This is a genomic window from Methanoculleus sediminis (genome assembly GCF_001017125.1).
GTDB lineage: Archaea > Halobacteriota > Methanomicrobia > Methanomicrobiales > Methanoculleaceae > Methanoculleus > Methanoculleus sediminis.
This window is the reverse complement of sequence record NZ_JXOJ01000002.1, coordinates 659,499-675,506: the sequence shown is the minus strand read 5'-3', so window position 1 is coordinate 675,506 and position 16,008 is coordinate 659,499. Positions and strand designations below refer to the sequence as shown.

Annotated in this window: 14 protein-coding genes; 5 read left to right on the top strand and 9 right to left on the bottom strand. The window is 63.2% G+C overall.

Features of this window, described 5'->3' with window-relative positions:
• Positions 1-124: 124 nt before the first annotated feature.
• Entirely contained in the window at positions 125-691 is a 567-nt protein-coding gene (locus SZ63_RS06105; RefSeq protein WP_048182679.1) for an RPA family protein, read from the bottom strand.
• On the bottom strand, positions 688-1,962 hold the full coding sequence (locus SZ63_RS06100) for a nucleotide-binding protein (RefSeq protein WP_048182676.1): 1,275 nt from the start codon (positions 1,960-1,962) through the stop codon (positions 688-690). Before SZ63_RS06100 ends, SZ63_RS06105 begins: the two co-directional genes overlap by 4 nt.
• Before the next feature lie 315 nt (positions 1,963-2,277).
• On the opposite strand from SZ63_RS06100, the gene SZ63_RS06095 reads away from it, so the two are divergent.
• Positions 2,278-2,472 (top strand): DUF1858 domain-containing protein, encoded by a 195-nt coding sequence (locus SZ63_RS06095; RefSeq protein ID WP_011845185.1) that lies wholly within the window; start codon positions 2,278-2,280, stop codon positions 2,470-2,472.
• A gap of 7 nt (positions 2,473-2,479) precedes the next feature.
• Here SZ63_RS06095 and SZ63_RS06090 read toward each other — a convergent pair whose 3' ends face one another.
• The 5 genes from SZ63_RS06090 to SZ63_RS06070 form a co-directional block, all read right to left on the bottom strand.
• Positions 2,480-3,373: an adenosylcobinamide amidohydrolase gene (locus tag SZ63_RS06090; RefSeq protein WP_048182672.1), complete on the bottom strand. Its 894-nt coding sequence runs from the start codon at positions 3,371-3,373 to the stop codon at positions 2,480-2,482.
• The gene (gene nrdD / locus SZ63_RS06085; protein ID WP_048182670.1) at positions 3,370-3,732 is read right to left on the bottom strand and encodes an anaerobic ribonucleoside-triphosphate reductase; all 363 of its coding nucleotides are present in this window, start codon (positions 3,730-3,732) and stop codon (positions 3,370-3,372) included. Before nrdD ends, SZ63_RS06090 begins: the two co-directional genes overlap by 4 nt.
• Positions 3,733-3,849: 117 nt before the next feature.
• Positions 3,850-4,485, bottom strand: coding sequence for an orotidine-5'-phosphate decarboxylase (pyrF, locus tag SZ63_RS06080; protein WP_048182668.1), 636 nt, complete (start codon positions 4,483-4,485; stop codon positions 3,850-3,852).
• On the bottom strand, positions 4,482-5,417 hold the full coding sequence (locus SZ63_RS06075) for a deoxyhypusine synthase (RefSeq protein WP_048182664.1): 936 nt from the start codon (positions 5,415-5,417) through the stop codon (positions 4,482-4,484). Before SZ63_RS06075 ends, pyrF begins: the two co-directional genes overlap by 4 nt.
• A 478-nt stretch (positions 5,418-5,895) precedes the next feature.
• Complete coding sequence (locus tag SZ63_RS06070; protein WP_048182659.1) at positions 5,896-7,179, bottom strand: tRNA(Ile)(2)-agmatinylcytidine synthase; 1,284 nt, start codon at positions 7,177-7,179, stop codon at positions 5,896-5,898.
• Between the two features lie 47 nt (positions 7,180-7,226).
• On the opposite strand from SZ63_RS06070, the gene SZ63_RS06065 reads away from it, so the two are divergent.
• The 4 genes from SZ63_RS06065 to SZ63_RS06050 all read left to right on the top strand — a co-directional run bounded on the left by SZ63_RS06065 (position 7,227) and on the right by SZ63_RS06050 (position 14,003).
• Positions 7,227-8,141 carry a transcriptional regulator gene (locus SZ63_RS06065; RefSeq protein ID WP_048182655.1) on the top strand — a complete coding sequence of 305 codons (915 nt, stop codon included), beginning with the start codon at positions 7,227-7,229 and terminating at the stop codon, positions 8,139-8,141.
• Between the two features lie 57 nt (positions 8,142-8,198).
• On the top strand, positions 8,199-9,863 hold the full coding sequence (gene thsA, locus SZ63_RS06060) for a thermosome subunit alpha (protein WP_048182653.1): 1,665 nt from the start codon (positions 8,199-8,201) through the stop codon (positions 9,861-9,863).
• A gap of 373 nt (positions 9,864-10,236) precedes the next feature.
• Positions 10,237-12,126 (top strand): sensor histidine kinase, encoded by a 1,890-nt coding sequence (locus SZ63_RS06055; RefSeq protein WP_048182650.1) that lies wholly within the window; start codon positions 10,237-10,239, stop codon positions 12,124-12,126.
• Entirely contained in the window at positions 12,123-14,003 is a 1,881-nt protein-coding gene (locus tag SZ63_RS06050; protein ID WP_048182647.1) for a sensor histidine kinase, read from the top strand. The genes SZ63_RS06055 and SZ63_RS06050 overlap by 4 nt, the downstream gene beginning before the upstream one ends.
• 2 nt (positions 14,004-14,005) lie before the next feature.
• Here SZ63_RS06050 and SZ63_RS06045 read toward each other — a convergent pair whose 3' ends face one another.
• Positions 14,006-14,200: a YwbE family protein gene (locus tag SZ63_RS06045; RefSeq protein WP_048182643.1), complete on the bottom strand. Its 195-nt coding sequence runs from the start codon at positions 14,198-14,200 to the stop codon at positions 14,006-14,008.
• Positions 14,201-14,219: 19 nt separating this feature from the next.
• Entirely contained in the window at positions 14,220-15,746 is a 1,527-nt protein-coding gene (gene lysS, locus SZ63_RS06040; protein WP_048182640.1) for a lysine--tRNA ligase, read from the bottom strand.
• Positions 15,747-16,008: the final 262 nt, after the last annotated feature.

The window sequence follows — 16,008 nt, the reverse complement described above, 5'->3', positions numbered from 1 at the left end:
CCGGGCGGGTTTCTGCGCTAATATAGCAGGGGGGCGATATTGCACCGGTATCACACCGTGAAGGTTGCTACCGGGAGCAAATGCAGCGGGTCTGCAAAAAAAAGAGTTTTCGGAGGTAGAGCCTCTACAGCTGCACCTGGGTGAGGGCGTCGTAGACGATCTTTTTGTAGACGTCCGGTTGCGTCCCGTACTCCTCCTGGGCCTTTCTGGAGTCGTCGGTGGTGCCGAACGCATCCAGCCGGTCCAGGGTCTCGCGGGCGGTATCCAGCACCCAGAGGTCGCGGGTCTCGCGGTCCACGACCGCGACCGACTCCACGCGAACCGAGACCAGACAGTTCCCGTCCGGGGTCGTGTAGAGGTTCGGCTTCCCGACGACGGCGACGAAGGCCGGCGGCTCGATCCGGGCAAGCTGCTGCATCGCCTCGGGCTGGTAGGAGCCCGCCATGATGAAGAAGGTGCCCGTCGGGTCGACCACTCTCCCTCGGTAGAAGATGTTCTGGTCGCCCTGCCGCTGCTTCTCCGTGAGCGTCCCGGCGATGAAGATCCGGTTGCTCCGGATCCCGGTCGGGAGGATGACGTAGGTCGGGCTCTTCTCGTCCTCGCCGTCCTTGAACTGGTAGCGGGTCTCGCGGAGCTCGGATGCGAAGACCCTGCGAGCCGGTTCGCGCTCGAATGCGCTCTGGGGCTTCATGCCGGCTCACCCCCGGCGCGGTTCAGCAACGCAGCCAGTTCTTCGGGCTGGAACACGATCGGGGTACAGGCGTTGACGAGCAGCCTGCCGCCGAACTCGTTCCCGCTGCAGGTATAGTAGCGGCCGAGCACCGTGTTCCTGATCCGGTAGAAGATCTCGTCCATGCCGAGCGGGTTCGTCTCCGCGATCTGGACGGCCTCTTCAAGGGTGATCCCCGTGAGGGCCTCGACGACCTCACGCTGCATCAGGACGTTCCTGGCACGTACGCCGTCGTCGAGGACCGCTTTCAAGCGGAGGTCGTAGCGGAACTCTGGCTGGATCTCGTGCACCGGGCAGTAGTTCTGCCGGGAGAGCGTCCGGTTGCAGCCCTCGACGGGGCAGCGTTTGATCAGGCCCGAGCCGGGAGCGACGTGGACGAGAGCGCCCCGGATCTCGGTCTCGGTTCGCCCGACCTCGATATCGCCCTCGTCGGCGATGTACATTGCGGTGTTCAGGGCGAGGGAGAGCCTGCCGTTGTACTCGTCTACGGTGGCGTAGAAGATGTTGTAGACGGCATCGAGTTCCAGTTTATCTTTTCCGAGCGGCTCCTTTGGAGCCGCCGGGCTGGTTCCGGAGGAGCCGGCTCCCTCTTCCTTCCAGATGACGAACTTGATGGTGCCGGTCTCGTCGCCGAGGAGCCCCGTCTGGAGCATCCGGTCGTGCGAGGCGTCCCACTCCTGGATGAACTTGGCCCGCACGCTCCCGACGCCGGGCTTCAGCTCGGCGATCGGCGTGATCGAAGGAAGAAGCGGAGCATCCTTTTCCATCCGGGCGATCGTGGTGCCCGAGTGAATCTTCAGGTTCGGCGCACCCTTGTACTCGTCGACGACCGCGGACTCGAGCCGGTACCAGTGGCCGTACTCCATTGCAGGGGCGTTCGCCCGTGCCCAGGTGACAAAACGCATGGCGCCGCTCGAGTCGGCGATGATCCCGGTCTGTGCGATCGAGGGCGAGACGGGCGGGGTCAGGGCAACGATCTTCCCCTCGATCGTGACCCACTCGCCGGGAACGATCTCGTGTATCGGGCGGAGCTCGGTGGAGGTGCTCCCGACACCGGTGACGTTGTGCTCGCGGGCGAGATCGGCCGTCACCGTTCGTTCGGCCTCGTCGACGTGGACGCCGAACTCCTCGACGAGACGGCGGAGGCGTGATTCGATCTTCTGCCGATCGGGCTGTGCGCCTTTTGCTTCAAGTTTCCGGGAGATTCTCTCTGTTACCTCTGATAGGTTCATACTTACATCTCCAGTCTGTACTTCAGACTGTCAGGGTATTAAGACTCGGCCCGCGATGTGAAAGTGAACCCGGAGCCCGCCGCGGATGCCCCCCATGCGGCCGGCCGGAAGAGAGCACGGCAGGAGTCGGCCGCCCCGGTCATCACGCGGCACACGTCCCCCCGCTGACCGGAGGGGCGGTCCCCATGCGGGCTCCAGGTTGCCGGTACCTGCCGGGGCAGGCGGATGCGCGGTTTAGGCGTCTGCGAGCAAATCAGGACGCCTCTGCACCCGATACTTGAATGTATATATAGAGGCAAGGACAACATCAGCTGCATGGCATTGACTGCGGACAGTACAATCGCGGAACTCCTTCGGGAGAAGCCCGAATCGGCACAGGTACTCTTCCGGTTCGGCATGGGTTGCCTTGGCTGCGCCATCGCAAACAACGAGACGATCCGGGAAGCCGCCCAGGCGCACGGCATCCCTCTCGAAGAGATGCTCTCCGCTCTCGGCGTCGCCGAGGCGTAAAATCCGATTATAATCGTTGCCGGAGACGCTTGAGTTCGGCGAGAGCGGCCTCCGGGTTTCTTTTCATGTAATCTGCAATTTCCGGGACATGCAGGAGCGTGCAGCCCGCGCACCCCCAGATCTTGCCACCATTCGAACTCTCGACCCACTCGCCGAGTTCTTCGTCCGCACAGGGGTAGCAGGGACAGTAGCAGTAGTCGCACCGCTGTCCCGGAAAGTGGCAGGGGTAGTAGGGGCAGTTCTCCTTCTGCCACTCCACCCAGTGGTCCCCGCCGTAACGGCTGTAAATGAAGAACGACGGCTCGCTCCGCCGGGTCCCGCCCTGCTGCCGCGCGAGGGCCTCCGGGAGCCCGTAGAGGACGGCCTCGTGAACCCTGCTGCCGACCCCGGTCAGGGTTCCGGCGTAGGTGTGCGATGGTGGAGCGTCACGTTCGCAGGCGACGGCGACCGCGTCCGTCGTGGTCCCGGGGAAGTCGTAGCCGAGGTCGTGGAGCGCCTGGGCCTTCGCCCCCGTCGCGGTGACGATTGCTTCAAGGAGCGCCGCATCGCACATCCCCTCCCGGCTGTAGACGATGATGTTGATGGTGTGCGGGGCGTCGCCCCTCGCGGGCCCCCCCGTCGGGTTGGTCACCCCGGCGGTGATGAAGACCGTAACGAAATCGTACTGGAGCACGCAGAGGTGGCGCATGTTAACGGCCGTCATGAGGCCGAAGTAGTCCCGGAAGATCCCGTGCCGGGCGGCGAGAAGGTCGAGATGGCGCACCGGATCGCCCTCGAAGTCGCGGGGCACCGTGTGGTTCAGGACCGTCGTGACGTCGCCGATACCCCCGTGAACCCCGGTGCTCGCTGCCCTGAACCGGCCGCGAAGAAAAAGAGTCTCGTCCCTGACGAAATATCTCATACGACGGAGTAGCGGACCCGGTCTTTCAGCTCCTGCTGCTTGCCCGCGTTCCAGCCCGCAACGTCCTGGAGGTATCCGGTGACCCTGCTGATCTGGACGACGTCATGGCTCCCGCACTCCGGACAGACAGCCTTGCCGCAGAGCGGACAGTACTCGATGCTCTCGACGATGGAGTGGTGGCAGTCGCAGTGGTCGAGCGGGCACATGATCTCAAGCGACGTCTCGCCGCAGTGAGGGCAGGGGTTCTCGTCCACGACGAAGTGGCAGGTGTGGCACTTGTACCGCCGCTCTCCCGCGGGGATTTCATCGAGGCTCCGGTATTTCTCCGCCAGTTTGAGTTGTTCGGGACTCCAGTTCATGATACCAGTATCTGCGGGAGAATATATAACCCTTCAGATGCGGGATAGGCCGCATCCGCCTCAGATCACTCATAGGGTTCGTCATCTCCCCTGACGGGGATCGGAACGGAGAATTCATCACCGGCGGATGCGGGAGAGGCGTTCGGCTTCGGCGCCCGGGTTCTCCGCTTCGTAGATGCTCCTTCCCACGATGATCCCGTCGACCAGCCGGGCAACTTCGTCGGGGTCGCCGCCCTGTGCCCCCACGCCCGGCGAGTAGATCGCCTTGCTGCCGACGATCTCCCGGAGCCGGGCGATCCGCTCGGGACGGGTAGCCGGAGCGATGATGCCGTCGGCCCGGCAGGTGACGGCGAGTTCCGCGATCCGTTCGGCGACGCCGCCGTGGAAGAACTCGGTCGCCCCGGGATGGCTCATCTCGGCGACGATGTAGGCCGCCCCGCTGTGCCTGTGCGCCACCTCGACGCAGGTTCTCGCGGCATCGGCTCCCACGAACCCGTGGGCGATCACGGCGTCGAACCCGGCCGAGAAGACCGCCTCGCAGATGAGGCGGTTGGTGTTCGGGATGTCCGCGACTTTGAAGTCGGCGATGAGCGGGAGGGCGAGATCGGCGAGGTCGCTGACGATCGAGAGGCCTGTCGAGAGGACGAGGGGATAACCGATCTTGATCGCGTCGATGAAGGGTGCACACGACTCCGCAACGCTCACCGCCTGTTTCCGGTCGAGCACGTCGAGGGAGAGGATGAGTTCGGTCACGATCCCAGCCTCTCGAGGGTTGCCGCAACGAGGAGCGGCAGGTTGATCGTCGCGTCGCCGTAGACCGTCACGGCGGTGGCCTCTCCGGTGAGTTTGCCCCACGACCGGGCCTCGTCGAGCGTCGCACCCGAGAGGCCGCCGAGGTCCGGCCGGTCGCCGGTGAGCTGCACCGCGTAATCAAACCCGCTCTCGGTCATCAGTTTGCTCTGCAGGATGTAGTTCTTCGGGACGCCGCCGCCGACCAGGATGGTGCCGGCCCGCTCGGCCTCAAAGCACCGATCGAGCAGCCCGGGCATGTCGTCGAACGCGCTGACCGTGACCCTGTGCGTCTGGGAAAAGAGCCAGTACTGCAGCCCGATCATCGAGTCCTGAATGGCCGGGCAGTAAACCGGCACCCCGGCCTTTGCCGCCGCGGAGAGGATCCCGGTATCGAGCCGGCTGCCGATCCGGCCGAGGAGATCGGAGATCGAGACCGTCGAGCCTTCGGGTAGGGAGGAGTAGGCGTCCTGCAGAAACTCCTCGAACCGGATGAACGCCTCGTTCGGGAGGAAGATGTCGTAGATCCGGTTGACCCCCTCCTCGCAGAGTTCGGTATCGGAGACTTGAGCGGTCCCGTGGTAGTGGTGGCAGCCGATCGCCTCGATGACGTCGTGGGTGAGGTTCGCCCCCGTCGAGACGAGCACGTCGATATGTCCTCTCTCGATGAGGTCGGCGACGATGCCCCCCATGCCGCCGGGCACCATCGCACCCGAGAGGCCGAAGAATTTCAGCGCTTTTTCGTCGCGGAGCATCCGTTCGTAGATGTTGACCGCCTGCCACAGCGACCCTCCGTTGTAGGCTCCGGCTTTCCCGAGTTCGTCGACGAGTTCGCCGACCGTCATCCCGGGGTGCACCCGTGCCTGCTGAACCGCTTCCCCGTACTTGAAGGTCATGATACTGTTACACCAGCTTCTGTACGAGGTATTGGCATTCATGCACGATAATGGATCGTCTTTTTGCGGGGCCGTCCGTAAGGCCCGTCGGCTGAAAGGAATGCCCTGATAAAAATGCCATGATGTTGCGGGGGTCCGGTGGTCGGGCCCCCGCTGCCAGACAGGGGATGACTGGTTATTCGACACGGGATGATCCCGCTCGTCCCACCGTGTCGGGGTCCGGTATGCCCGGACCATCTCTCTAGAGAGCGGACTTTCGGGCCGGAAACGGAAAGGTGCCCGGAAGGCTACCTTCGTCTTCGTTCCGTGCATACTCTGCCGCGAACCCGTACAGCCTGCCGCGAAACCCCGTCCGCCATGGGTGGCACCGTCGCGGACGGAGAGGTCGGGGCATGCATACGTTCGCCGCAGATCGTCGGCACGGGATCACCAGGGAGTAAGTTAACGCACAAACGTTATAAATCTTTTTTTGTAAACTTCATTTGATTGACGTGGTGGAGGATTGATTGCACTTCCGGCCGGATTGAAGCACGATCTCTTCCCATCCCGGGACGCCGCGCGCCAGCGGCCGTGCGAGATGCCGGCGGGCAGTGGAGGGCACCTCATACCACCCGGGCCGGAGCCGGCGCTCCACCACCTCGGTCTCGGGTTCGCGGCTGCGCTCGCCGCAGACCCTGCACTTGTAGCCCTTGCCTGTCCCGGCGCTCGTCATCCGCTTTCCGCAGGCAGGGCAGACCGGCGGGCGGATCCGGGCCGCGTCGGCGAGGCGGGCGACACCGAGTTTCTCGAGGTTGAGGCTCCCGCCCTTGTAACTCCCGGCCGCGGCCACCACGTCGCCCGGGACGAGCGCCCTCACGACGTCCCGGAACCCCTTGGTCGGCTCGTAGGCCATACAGCGGAGATCGATGCCGCAATCGTTGAGGAGGAACGAGACGTGGCCGCCGGGCCCGGTGGCAGCGGCCTCTGCGACCGTGCCCCGCACCAGGTACGACCGCCCCTCCCGGAGCGTTGCGATCGATCCCGGTATCAGGTGGGCGTCGGTTCCCTGGTTGGTGGCGTAGACCTGCTCGCAGGCAGGCTCCTCCGAGCGCACGTATGAACGCGCCTCCTTTACCCATGCCGGGCTCTCCCCCCTGATGCCGAAGAGGACGGGGTCGGGGGTGTGGGGCACCCCGACCACCACGCTGTTCTCCCGGTCGACCGTGTCCCAGGTATGCGGGTAGGTCTCCTCCTCGGCGCGAAAGAGGCTCGCTGCATCCACCTGCCGGTGTGTCCCCCACAACGGGCGCTTCCGGTAGGCGAGCAGTTCGTAGGTCAGGTCGGGAAGATCGCTTGCGATCGCGGCTGTTGCGCCGATGAGCCCGCGCCGGTTCTTGTAGCCCCGGTACAGGGCCCCGGCCGCCTCGAGCACCCTGACCGCCTCGTCAACGGTGCAGTAGTCCCGGAGCGCCGCGTAATAGAAGTCCGGCGGCGGACGGACGCTCGCCACCGCCACGCCGGGATTGGTCTTTTCGTCGTCGAACTCCGCGAGTTCTTCGACGCACGCGGTGGCGAGGGCGAAGCCCGTCTCCGGATCGCCGTCGGCCTCGATGGCGATCGCCGCGTTCCCCCGGGTCTTGTGGATGACGTTCGGGTTCAGCCTGACCAGGCGGGCGCCGATGGTGCGCAGCCCCGCCTGCGCGAGCCGCCGCACCAGGACCGCACCGAGGTAGGTGGTGCACATCCCGGCAGGCGAGTCCGTATCGTCGATCCCGATCCACATAACCCTCTAGTTTATATCGTCTCCGGCTATATCGATTCTTACGGGTTATGTCGCAGGATCGCCTCCCCCAGATGGTCATCAGCATCATGCTCCTCGCGAACTTCGACGTCTCGGAGCGATGCAACATCCGTCCGCGGAGTTTCGACCTTATCGCGAAGAAGGGCGACAACCTGGTCATCATCAAAGTCGCCTCTCATATCGACAGCGTGAGCGCCGACATCGCCTGGGATCTCAACCTGATCGCCAGCCACCTGGAGGCCACCCCCCTCATCGTCGGGGAGCGGGCACGCGATACGGATCTCGAGCGCGGCGTCGTCTACATCCGCTACGGGCTCTTTGCCCTCAGCCCCGAGACACTCTACGACTACTTCGTGGAAGGGCTCTCGCCGATGGTCTACGCCTCCCCCGGTGGCCTCTACGTGAAGATCAAAGGCGATCTTCTGCGGGAGGTGCGGGAGCGCTTCAGGATGTCGCTCGGGGATCTTGCGTCGCACCTCGGGGTCTCCCGCCGGACGATCAGCAAGTACGAGAGCGGGATGGGTACCACGCTCGATGTCGCCATCAGGCTCGAGGAGATCTTCAACGCCCCGCTCGTCGAGACGATCGAGCTCCTCGGTTACCGCACTCCCGAACCCGAGAAGCACCTGGAATCCACGCCCGGCGACGTTCTGGCCGACCTTGAACGTATGGGGATGGAGATCCATGCGATGCGGCAGGCTCCGTTCCAGGCTCTGGCGCTCTTTGATCGGCACACGATCCTGACGGCGTACGGCACTTCCCAGAAGATCGTGAAGCGCGCTTCGCTCATCGGCAACATCTCGCAGATCACGAAGACGTTTGCAATGTGCGTCATCACGGATTATAAAAAGCAGAAAAAGATCGGCAAAACGCTTCTTATCGGAGAAGAACATCTCCACACCCTCGAAGACGGCTCGGAACTCATAGATATGATAAATGAGTGAATAAGTTTATATAGAACTACAAACCTACCTTTCTATCGCTTAACAACGGTGATACCTATGTCAAGTCTTGGAGGACAACCAATCCTGATTCTGAAAGAGGGTAGCCAGCGTACCCGCGGTCGTGACGCACAGTCGGGCAACATCGCAGCCGCAAAAGCCGTGGCAAGCGCTGTACGGACAACGCTTGGCCCGAAGGGCATGGACAAGATGCTCGTCGATACCATCGGCGACGTCGTCATCACGAACGACGGTGTGACCATCTTGAAAGAGATGGATATCGAGCACCCCGCCGCGAAGATGATGGTCGAGATCGCCAAGACCCAGGACGATGAGGTCGGCGACGGCACCACGACAGCCGTGGTGATCGCAGGCGAGCTCCTGAAGCGTGCCGAGGATCTCCTCGACCAGGACGTGCACCCCACGGTCATCGCCCACGGCTACCGCATGGCAGCCGACAAGGCCCAGGATATCCTCGACGAGATCGCCGTCGACGTCAAGCCCGACGACATGGCGATGCTCAGGAAGCTTGCCGACACCGCCATGACCGGCAAGGGCGCCGAGGCTGCAAAGGAGAAACTCACCGAGCTCGTCGTCAAGGCAATCACGATGGTCGCCGACGCCGACGGAACCGTCGACACCGAGTTCGTGAAGGTCGAGAAGAAGGTCGGCGGCTCCATCGAGGAGTCCGAGATCGTCGAGGGCATGATCATCGACAAGGAGCGTGTCCACCCCGCGATGCCCCGTGCCGTCAAGAACGCGAAGATCCTGCTCTTGAACGCCGCCGTCGAGTTCAAGAAGACCGAGGTCGACGCCGAGATCAGCATCACGAGCCCCGACCAGCTCCAGATGTTCCTCGATGAAGAGGAGCGGATGATCAAGGGCATCGTCGACAAGATCGTTGCCAGCGGCGCGAACGTCCTCTTCTGCCAGAAGGGCATCGACGACATCGCCCAGCACTATCTCGCCAAGGCCGGCATCTTTGCCGTCCGCCGTGTCAAGAAGAGCGACATGGAGAAACTCGCCCGCGCCACCGGTGCGGCCGTCGTCAGCTCCATCGACGCCATCGCCCCCGAGGAACTCGGAAAGGCCGGCAGTGTCGAGGAGAAGAAAGTCTCCGGCGAAGAGATGATCTTCGTCACCGAGTGCGAGAACCCGAAGGCGGTCTCGATCATCATTCGCGGCGGCACCGAGCACGTCGTCGATGAACTCGACCGCGCCATCGAGGACGCGCTCCGGGTCGTCAGCGTTGCCGTCGAGGACAAGAAGTTCGTCGCCGGCGGTGGTGCCCCCGAGATCGAGCTCTCGCTCCGGCTCCGCGAGTACGCCGCAAGTGTCGGCGGCCGTGCCCAGCTTGCCATCGAGGCGTTTGCAAACGCACTTGAGATCATCCCGAGGACGCTTGCCGAGAACGCGGGTCTCGACCCGATCGACATGCTCGTTGCGTTGCGCGCCTCCCACGAGAAAGGCGGCAAGAATGCAAAATACATGGGCCTCGACGTCTTCAACGCCGCCTCCGGCGACATGCTCAAGGGCGGCGTCGTCGAGCCCCTCCGGGTGAAGACCCAGGCAATCGCAAGCGCCGCCGAGGCCGCCGTCATGATCCTCCGGATCGACGACGTCATCGCCTCGTCCAAGTCCGCCGGCCCCTCTCCTGAGGAGATGGCTGCCATGGGCGGTGGCATGGGTGGCGGCATGGGCGGCATGGGCATGCCCCCGATGTAAGATCACCGTACCGTCCCACGATACGATCCGGGGCCGCGATCCGGGCCCGGCACTCTCTTTTTTCGCACCGCGTTTCCACCCGGGAGTTGCACCGCATCTCCGGTGCTCGAGTTCCGGACTCGAAGCCCTTCGGGCTTCTCATGCTCCGGTTCTAGTGAACCGTCGCACCCTTCGGCCCGTCGGGCTCCCCTCCGATCCCGGTCTGCAGGGGGGCGTGATCCTGCCCCCTCCGGCATCTCGCGACGAAATGATCTGTTCAAATTTCCTCTTTCGCGTCAAAATCGTTCATGCTATATAGTTACAGATATACCCTTCCTTGAGGAATTGATCCTGCCCCCGGGGGTATCGCATGAGGAGCGGAGTGTATGCGTAAATGACGGCGAAGAGTCCCGTGCGACCGTCGCTTCCGCTCATGGTCTATCTTCTGCTTGTGATTCTCCTCGCGACGGTCCCTGTCGTCTGCCTGCTCTCGATCGTCGATTCGGCGGCGGTCAGGCAGGAACTGGAGGCGAATGCCGAAGAGTCCCGGAACCAGACCGAGTCCGGCATCGTCCTCGCGGTGAACCTGGTGGACACCGGGCTGAAACTCTTCGATAAGACGTTGAACCGGGAGATGGAGGGGGGATTCGACCTTTTTATCGCCGAGTACGAGCGGGCGGGAAGGGATCCGGGAGAGATGGATCTCCCCGGTGTCAAGGAGGAACTCGGGGGCAGGATGGATCTTTATGTCATCAACGACTCGGGTATCATCGAATATACCACCTACCCTCCTGACCTTGGCCTTGATTTCAGGCAAATGCCCGAGTTTTACGGTCGGCTAACAGAGATCCGGCTTGGAGACTCGTTTGCTGCCGACAGGGTCGTCTCCGAGATCTCGTCAGGGGAACTCCGGAAGTACGCGTATCATCCTTCTCCGGATCACCGCTACCTCTTCGAACTCGGCCTTGCGGAGTCCGAGTTTCAGCAGTACCGCACAGCGCTGAAGTACCGGGAGACCGTCCGGGAACTTGTGGATGAAAACCCGGACGTTATCGAGATCCGGATCTTCGACTGCCTGGGGGAGATGATCACCGGGGAGGTGCATCCCGACGACGACCGCCGGCTGGAGTTCGTCCGCAAGGCTTACCGGGAGAAGGCCACGATCGAGGTGGAGAACGCCACTGCAGGCGAACTGACACGCTACGTCTTCGTCGATATGGCCGACCTCGATTATGCATCGGACATGAGCCAGGTCGTAGAACTGACCTATACCACGAGGAGGGCGGAGGCGGAACTCGCCGGAATGTTCGACCGGCATGCGGGTGTCCTCCTTATCGCGTTCTTCTGCATCGGCTCTCTCTCGGCCATCGCCGCGCACCACCTGACGCGGCCGATACGCATCCTTGTCGAGGATGTCGATGCCATCGCCCGCGGGGATCTGGAGCGGCCCATACGGATGAGCGGGGACGAGGAGTTCGTACACCTCGCAAAGAGCGTCTCGGCGATGGTCGGATCCTTGAAGGAGACTATCCGAAAGTTCCGGGAGTCGGAGGAGGAGATCGTCCGGCACAGCCGTGTCCTCGAAGAGCAGGTCCGGGAACGGACCGCCGCTCTCGAGGAGTGCAACCGGATGGCGACCCTCTACCTGGACATCATGGGGCACGATATCAACAACGCAAACAACGTCGCAAACCTCTACGCCGACCTTCTCCACGCCGAACTCGAGGGAGGGCCCGAGGTCGAGTTGCTCGGGAAGGCGAGGAAGGGGCTTACGAAGAGTATCGAGATCGTCCACAACGTCAACACCATCCAGCAGGTTCAGGGTGGCGTGCCGTCGCTTCGTCCGCTCGACCTTGATTCCGTTATCAGGGCCGAGATAGAGCGTTCTTCCGTCACGGGAATCACGTATTCCGGCACCACGGCCACCGTCCTCGCCGACGACCTCCTCTCAGAAGTCTTTGCGAACCTCATCGGCAACGCGGCGAAGCACGGCGGGCCGGCGGTCGAGACCACCGTCCGGGTCGAAGAGCGCGGGGAGGAGGCGCTGGTCTCGGTCGAGGATACCGGACCGGGTATCCCGGACGCGATAAAGGTCCGACTCTTCGAGCGGCTGGTTCGGGGAACCCACGGCGCGGCGGGGACGGGACTCGGTCTCTACATCTGCCGGATGCTCATCGAACGCTACGGCGGAAGGATATGGGCGGACAACCGGGTGGAGGGATGCCCGGAGTGCGGCACCGCCATCCGGTTTACGCTTCGGAAGGCGGAGGAGGACAACCCATGACGGCGGTCGGGGGCGGAAGACCGCTCCGATTCGGTACGCACCTGATCCTCGTCATGATCGTGATCACGCTCCCGGTGATCGGGCTGATCTCGGCTCTGGACTACCGGCAGGTCGAGGGGGCCCTGATCGCCGAGGAGGATCACCTCCGGGAGCAGACGGAGAGGAGTGCCGTCCAGTCGATACGCCTTATGGATGCGGGCTTGAATCTCTTCGACTGCACGCTCGACCACCGGATGCAGGAGGCGTTCACCCCGGTTCTGGCCGAATACAAACGGGTGGGCGGGGATCCGGAAGAGATGGATCTTGCCCGCGTCAGAGCGCAGCTCGGGGAGGAGATGGACGTCTACATCATCAACGACGCGGGTGTCATCGAATATACCACCTACCCTCCTGATCTCGGCATCGATTTCCGTGAAGTTCCATCTTTCCATAACCGGATAACGGAGATCCGGCTCGGTGACTCGTTTACGGCCGACCGGATCGTGGCGGAGCCGGCGAGCGGGCGGTTGCGAAAGTACGCCTACATGCCTTCGCCGGATCACCGCTATCTCTTCGAGCTCGGGCTCGTCTGCGGTTCCATCGGGACCGACCGGTTCGATCTGAAATACCGGACCCTCGAAGACGACCTGATGCGGTTGAACCCTGCGCTCGAAGGGATCCGGATCTTCGACCGTTACGGGAGATCCGTCAATGCGACCGAGTCGGAGAGCCCGGCCGATCCCGCCGCCATCGATTTCGTTGCCCGGGCGGTCTATGAGGAGCAACGGGACCGGACAATAACGGATCCGGTAGCGGGCAAGATCGTCCGGTACGTCCTTGTCGACCTCTCCGCTGCCGGATCCCCCTCGGACGCGAGCCGGGTCGTCGAGTTGACCTACAGTACCGCTCCTCTCGATGCCCGGCTTGCCGGGATCCGCCTCACTCATGCCCTCCTCGCGCTCTTCGCAAGCCTCGCCGCCTGTTGCATCGCGGTTCCGGTCTCGCGGCAGATAACCCGTCCGGTGCGGGAGATTGTCGACGACGTCAACATCATAGCCCGGGGGGATCTCGATCACCGGATCCGGGTCTCCGCGGGAGCGGAGTTCACCCGTCTCGAAGAGAGCATCGATGCCATGGTCGACGCCCTTAAGGAGAACATCCGGCGTCTCCGCGCCTCGGAGGAGACGGCACGGGGTTACAGCACCCGGCTTGAAGATCTGGTCCGGGAACGGACTGCCGACCTCGAGCAGTCGAACCGGGCGGCAACGCTCTTTCTGGACATCATGGTCCACGACATCAACAATGCAAACACCGTCGCTATCGGGTATACCCGTCTCCTCGTCGGTGCGCTTGAAGGGGAACGGCGGGAGATGGCCGAGAAGATGCTCTCCCGGCTTGAACAGAGTTCCGCGATCATCGGGTCCGTCGCCACCCTCCGGGAGGCCCTGGAGAGCGGAAGTCCGTTGACACGGGTGGACCTGGATCCGGTGGTCCGCACGGAGATCGCGAACCACCCCGCGATCCGAATCCGGTACGAAGGGCGCCCGCTTGCGGTTCTTGCAGATGACCTCCTCTCGGAGGTCTTCGCGAACCTCATCGGCAACGCGGTGAAGTTCGGCGGGCCGGGGGTCGAGATCGCCGTCCGGGTCGAAGACCGCGGGGAGGACGTGCTGATCTCGGTCGAGGATAGCGGGCCGGGCATCCCCGACGCGGTGAAGAGCGAACTCTTCCGCCGTTTCCAGAAGGGGAGCGGATCGCTTGCCGGTCTGGGTCTCGGCCTCTACATCTGCCGGATGCTCATCGAACGCTACGGCGGGAGGATATGGGCGGACGACCGGGTGGAAGGGCGGCCGGAGGAGGGGACGGCCGTCCGGTTCACCCTCCGCAAGGCCGCCTAGCCCTATTCGACGATCTCCTGCACCCGCCCGACCTGCCCGTCCCGGAGCCGGACCTTGATCCCGTGGGGGTGAAAAGAGGAGTTCGTCAGGATCTCGGCGACGATGCCCCGGGTGCGCTTGCCGGTCTTCTGGTCACGTTTGAGTACGATATCCACCGTCATCCCGGGTTTGATGGCGGCCCTGTTCCGTCCGTTCATGACCTGAAAATGCGGGGGTTCACTCTTCCCTGTCGCTCTCTTCCGCTCCGTCCCCGTTCTGCCCGGGGACGGCGGTCTTCATCTGCGGGAAGAGGAGGATCTCCTTGATCGAGTCCTTGCCGGTGAGGAGCATCACCAGGCGGTCGATCCCGATGCCGACGCCGCCCGTCGGGGGCATCCCGTAGCCGAGCGCGTTGATGAAGTCGTAGTCGATCATCTGCGCTTCGAGATCGCCCCTCCGGCGCTTTGCGTCCTGAAGTTCGAGCCGGGACTTCTGGTCGAGGGGGTCGTTTAACTCCGAGAAGCCGTTCGCCATCTCCATCCCGGCGATGAAGAGTTCGAACCGCTCCGTCAGCCCTTCCTTCGCGCGGTGCTTCTTTGCAAGCGGCGAGTTCTCGATCGGGAAGTCGTAGACGAACGTCGGCTGGATGAGGTGCTTCTCGCCGAAGTGCTCGAAGAAGAGCACCAGGTACTCGCCCCGGGTCGTGGCGCTCTCGCAGCCCTCCACGCAGTGCTCGAGGCCGAAGGCGCGGAGTTCTTCGAGGCTCATGGCCGGGAAGTCGATCCCGGCGTACTCCCGCACCGCCTCCTCCATCGTGAGGCGGCGCCAGGGCCGGGAGAAGTCCAGATCATGCCCCGCAAACGAGCAGGCGGTCGTCCCGAGCACCCTCTCCGCGAGATAGGAGAGGATCTCCTCGGTGAGGTTCATCATGTCGTCGTAGTCGCGGTAGGCCTCGTAGATCTCCACCATTGTGAACTCGGGGTTGTGGTTGGTGTCGATGTCTTCGTTCCTGAAGTTCTTCGCGATCTCGAAGACCTTCTCAAACCCGCCGACGACCAGGCGTTTGAGGTAGAGTTCCGGGGCGATCCGGAGGTAGAGTTTCTGGTCGAGGGCGTTGTGGTGGGTGGTGAACGGCCGGGCGTTCGCGCCGCCGTAGATCGGCTGCAGGGTGGGCGTCTCGAACTCCAGGTAGTCCCGCTCGAAGAGGAACTGCCGCAGAAGGGATATGATCCTGCTCCGCGTCCGGAAGGTCTCGCGGCTCTCTTCGTTCATGATCAGGTCGAGATAGCGCTGCCGGTAGCGAATCTCGACGTTCTTGAGCCCGTGGAACTTCTCGGGAAGCGGGCAGACCGATTTCGTGAGGAGTTCGAACCGGTCGACCCAGACGGTGATCTCGCCCATCTTCGTCCGGAAGACGTGGCCGACGACGCCGATGATGTCCCCGGCGTCGACGTACTGCTTGAAAAGCTCGAACTGCTCCTCGCCGAGGTCGTTCTTCCGCAGGTAGAGCTGTATCCGGCCCCCGGAGTCTCCGATATCGGCGAAGATTGTCTTGCCGTGCTGGCGGACGATGTAGACCCGCCCTGCGGTGCTGACCTCCTCCTCGCTCTTCTCGTGCTCGATCGTGGAGAACCGCTCTTTGATCCCGGTGACGGTATCCCTGCGGTCGAAGGTGTAGGGGTAGATCGTCACCCCGCGTTCGCGCAGTTCCTGTATCTTGTCGATCTTTGCCGTGTCAAAACAGGTGTGATCCATATCGCTCATTGTACAAATCGCTCCATTCGTCCTGCAGCCTCGCCTCGGGTTGGATATCCCTGTTCGCCGCCGCTCCGACGAGACCGGGCCGCACGCTCGCCGGGAAATTCTATATAGTGTTCACCTTCGGGGGTATTAATTTTGAGTGGCGGGCTGGCCGCAGGGCTGTCCGCGGCCCTGCAGGTGCGAGTGGCGGACTGGCCGCAGGGCCAGATCCGTGCAGGAGAGACAGCGCGCCCCGGAGTAGCAGTGCAAAGGAAAGAATGAAGAT

Coding starts and splice junctions, on each gene's coding strand:
- SZ63_RS06045 (WP_048182643.1), bottom strand. CDS start 14,200: ATGAACGGACGGAACAGGGCCGCCATCAAACCCGGGATGACGGTGGAT.
- SZ63_RS06055 (WP_048182650.1), top strand. CDS start 10,237: ATGACGGCGAAGAGTCCCGTGCGACCGTCGCTTCCGCTCATGGTCTAT.
- lysS (WP_048182640.1), bottom strand. CDS start 15,746: ATGAGCGATATGGATCACACCTGTTTTGACACGGCAAAGATCGACAAG.
- SZ63_RS06065 (WP_048182655.1), top strand. CDS start 7,227: ATGTCGCAGGATCGCCTCCCCCAGATGGTCATCAGCATCATGCTCCTC.
- thsA (WP_048182653.1), top strand. CDS start 8,199: ATGTCAAGTCTTGGAGGACAACCAATCCTGATTCTGAAAGAGGGTAGC.
- SZ63_RS06070 (WP_048182659.1), bottom strand. CDS start 7,179: ATGTGGATCGGGATCGACGATACGGACTCGCCTGCCGGGATGTGCACC.
- SZ63_RS06100 (WP_048182676.1), bottom strand. CDS start 1,962: ATGAACCTATCAGAGGTAACAGAGAGAATCTCCCGGAAACTTGAAGCA.
- SZ63_RS06090 (WP_048182672.1), bottom strand. CDS start 3,373: ATGAGATATTTCGTCAGGGACGAGACTCTTTTTCTTCGCGGCCGGTTC.
- SZ63_RS06095 (WP_011845185.1), top strand. CDS start 2,278: ATGGCATTGACTGCGGACAGTACAATCGCGGAACTCCTTCGGGAGAAG.
- SZ63_RS06105 (WP_048182679.1), bottom strand. CDS start 691: ATGAAGCCCCAGAGCGCATTCGAGCGCGAACCGGCTCGCAGGGTCTTC.
- SZ63_RS06050 (WP_048182647.1), top strand. CDS start 12,123: ATGACGGCGGTCGGGGGCGGAAGACCGCTCCGATTCGGTACGCACCTG.
- SZ63_RS06075 (WP_048182664.1), bottom strand. CDS start 5,417: ATGACCTTCAAGTACGGGGAAGCGGTTCAGCAGGCACGGGTGCACCCC.
- nrdD (WP_048182670.1), bottom strand. CDS start 3,732: ATGAACTGGAGTCCCGAACAACTCAAACTGGCGGAGAAATACCGGAGC.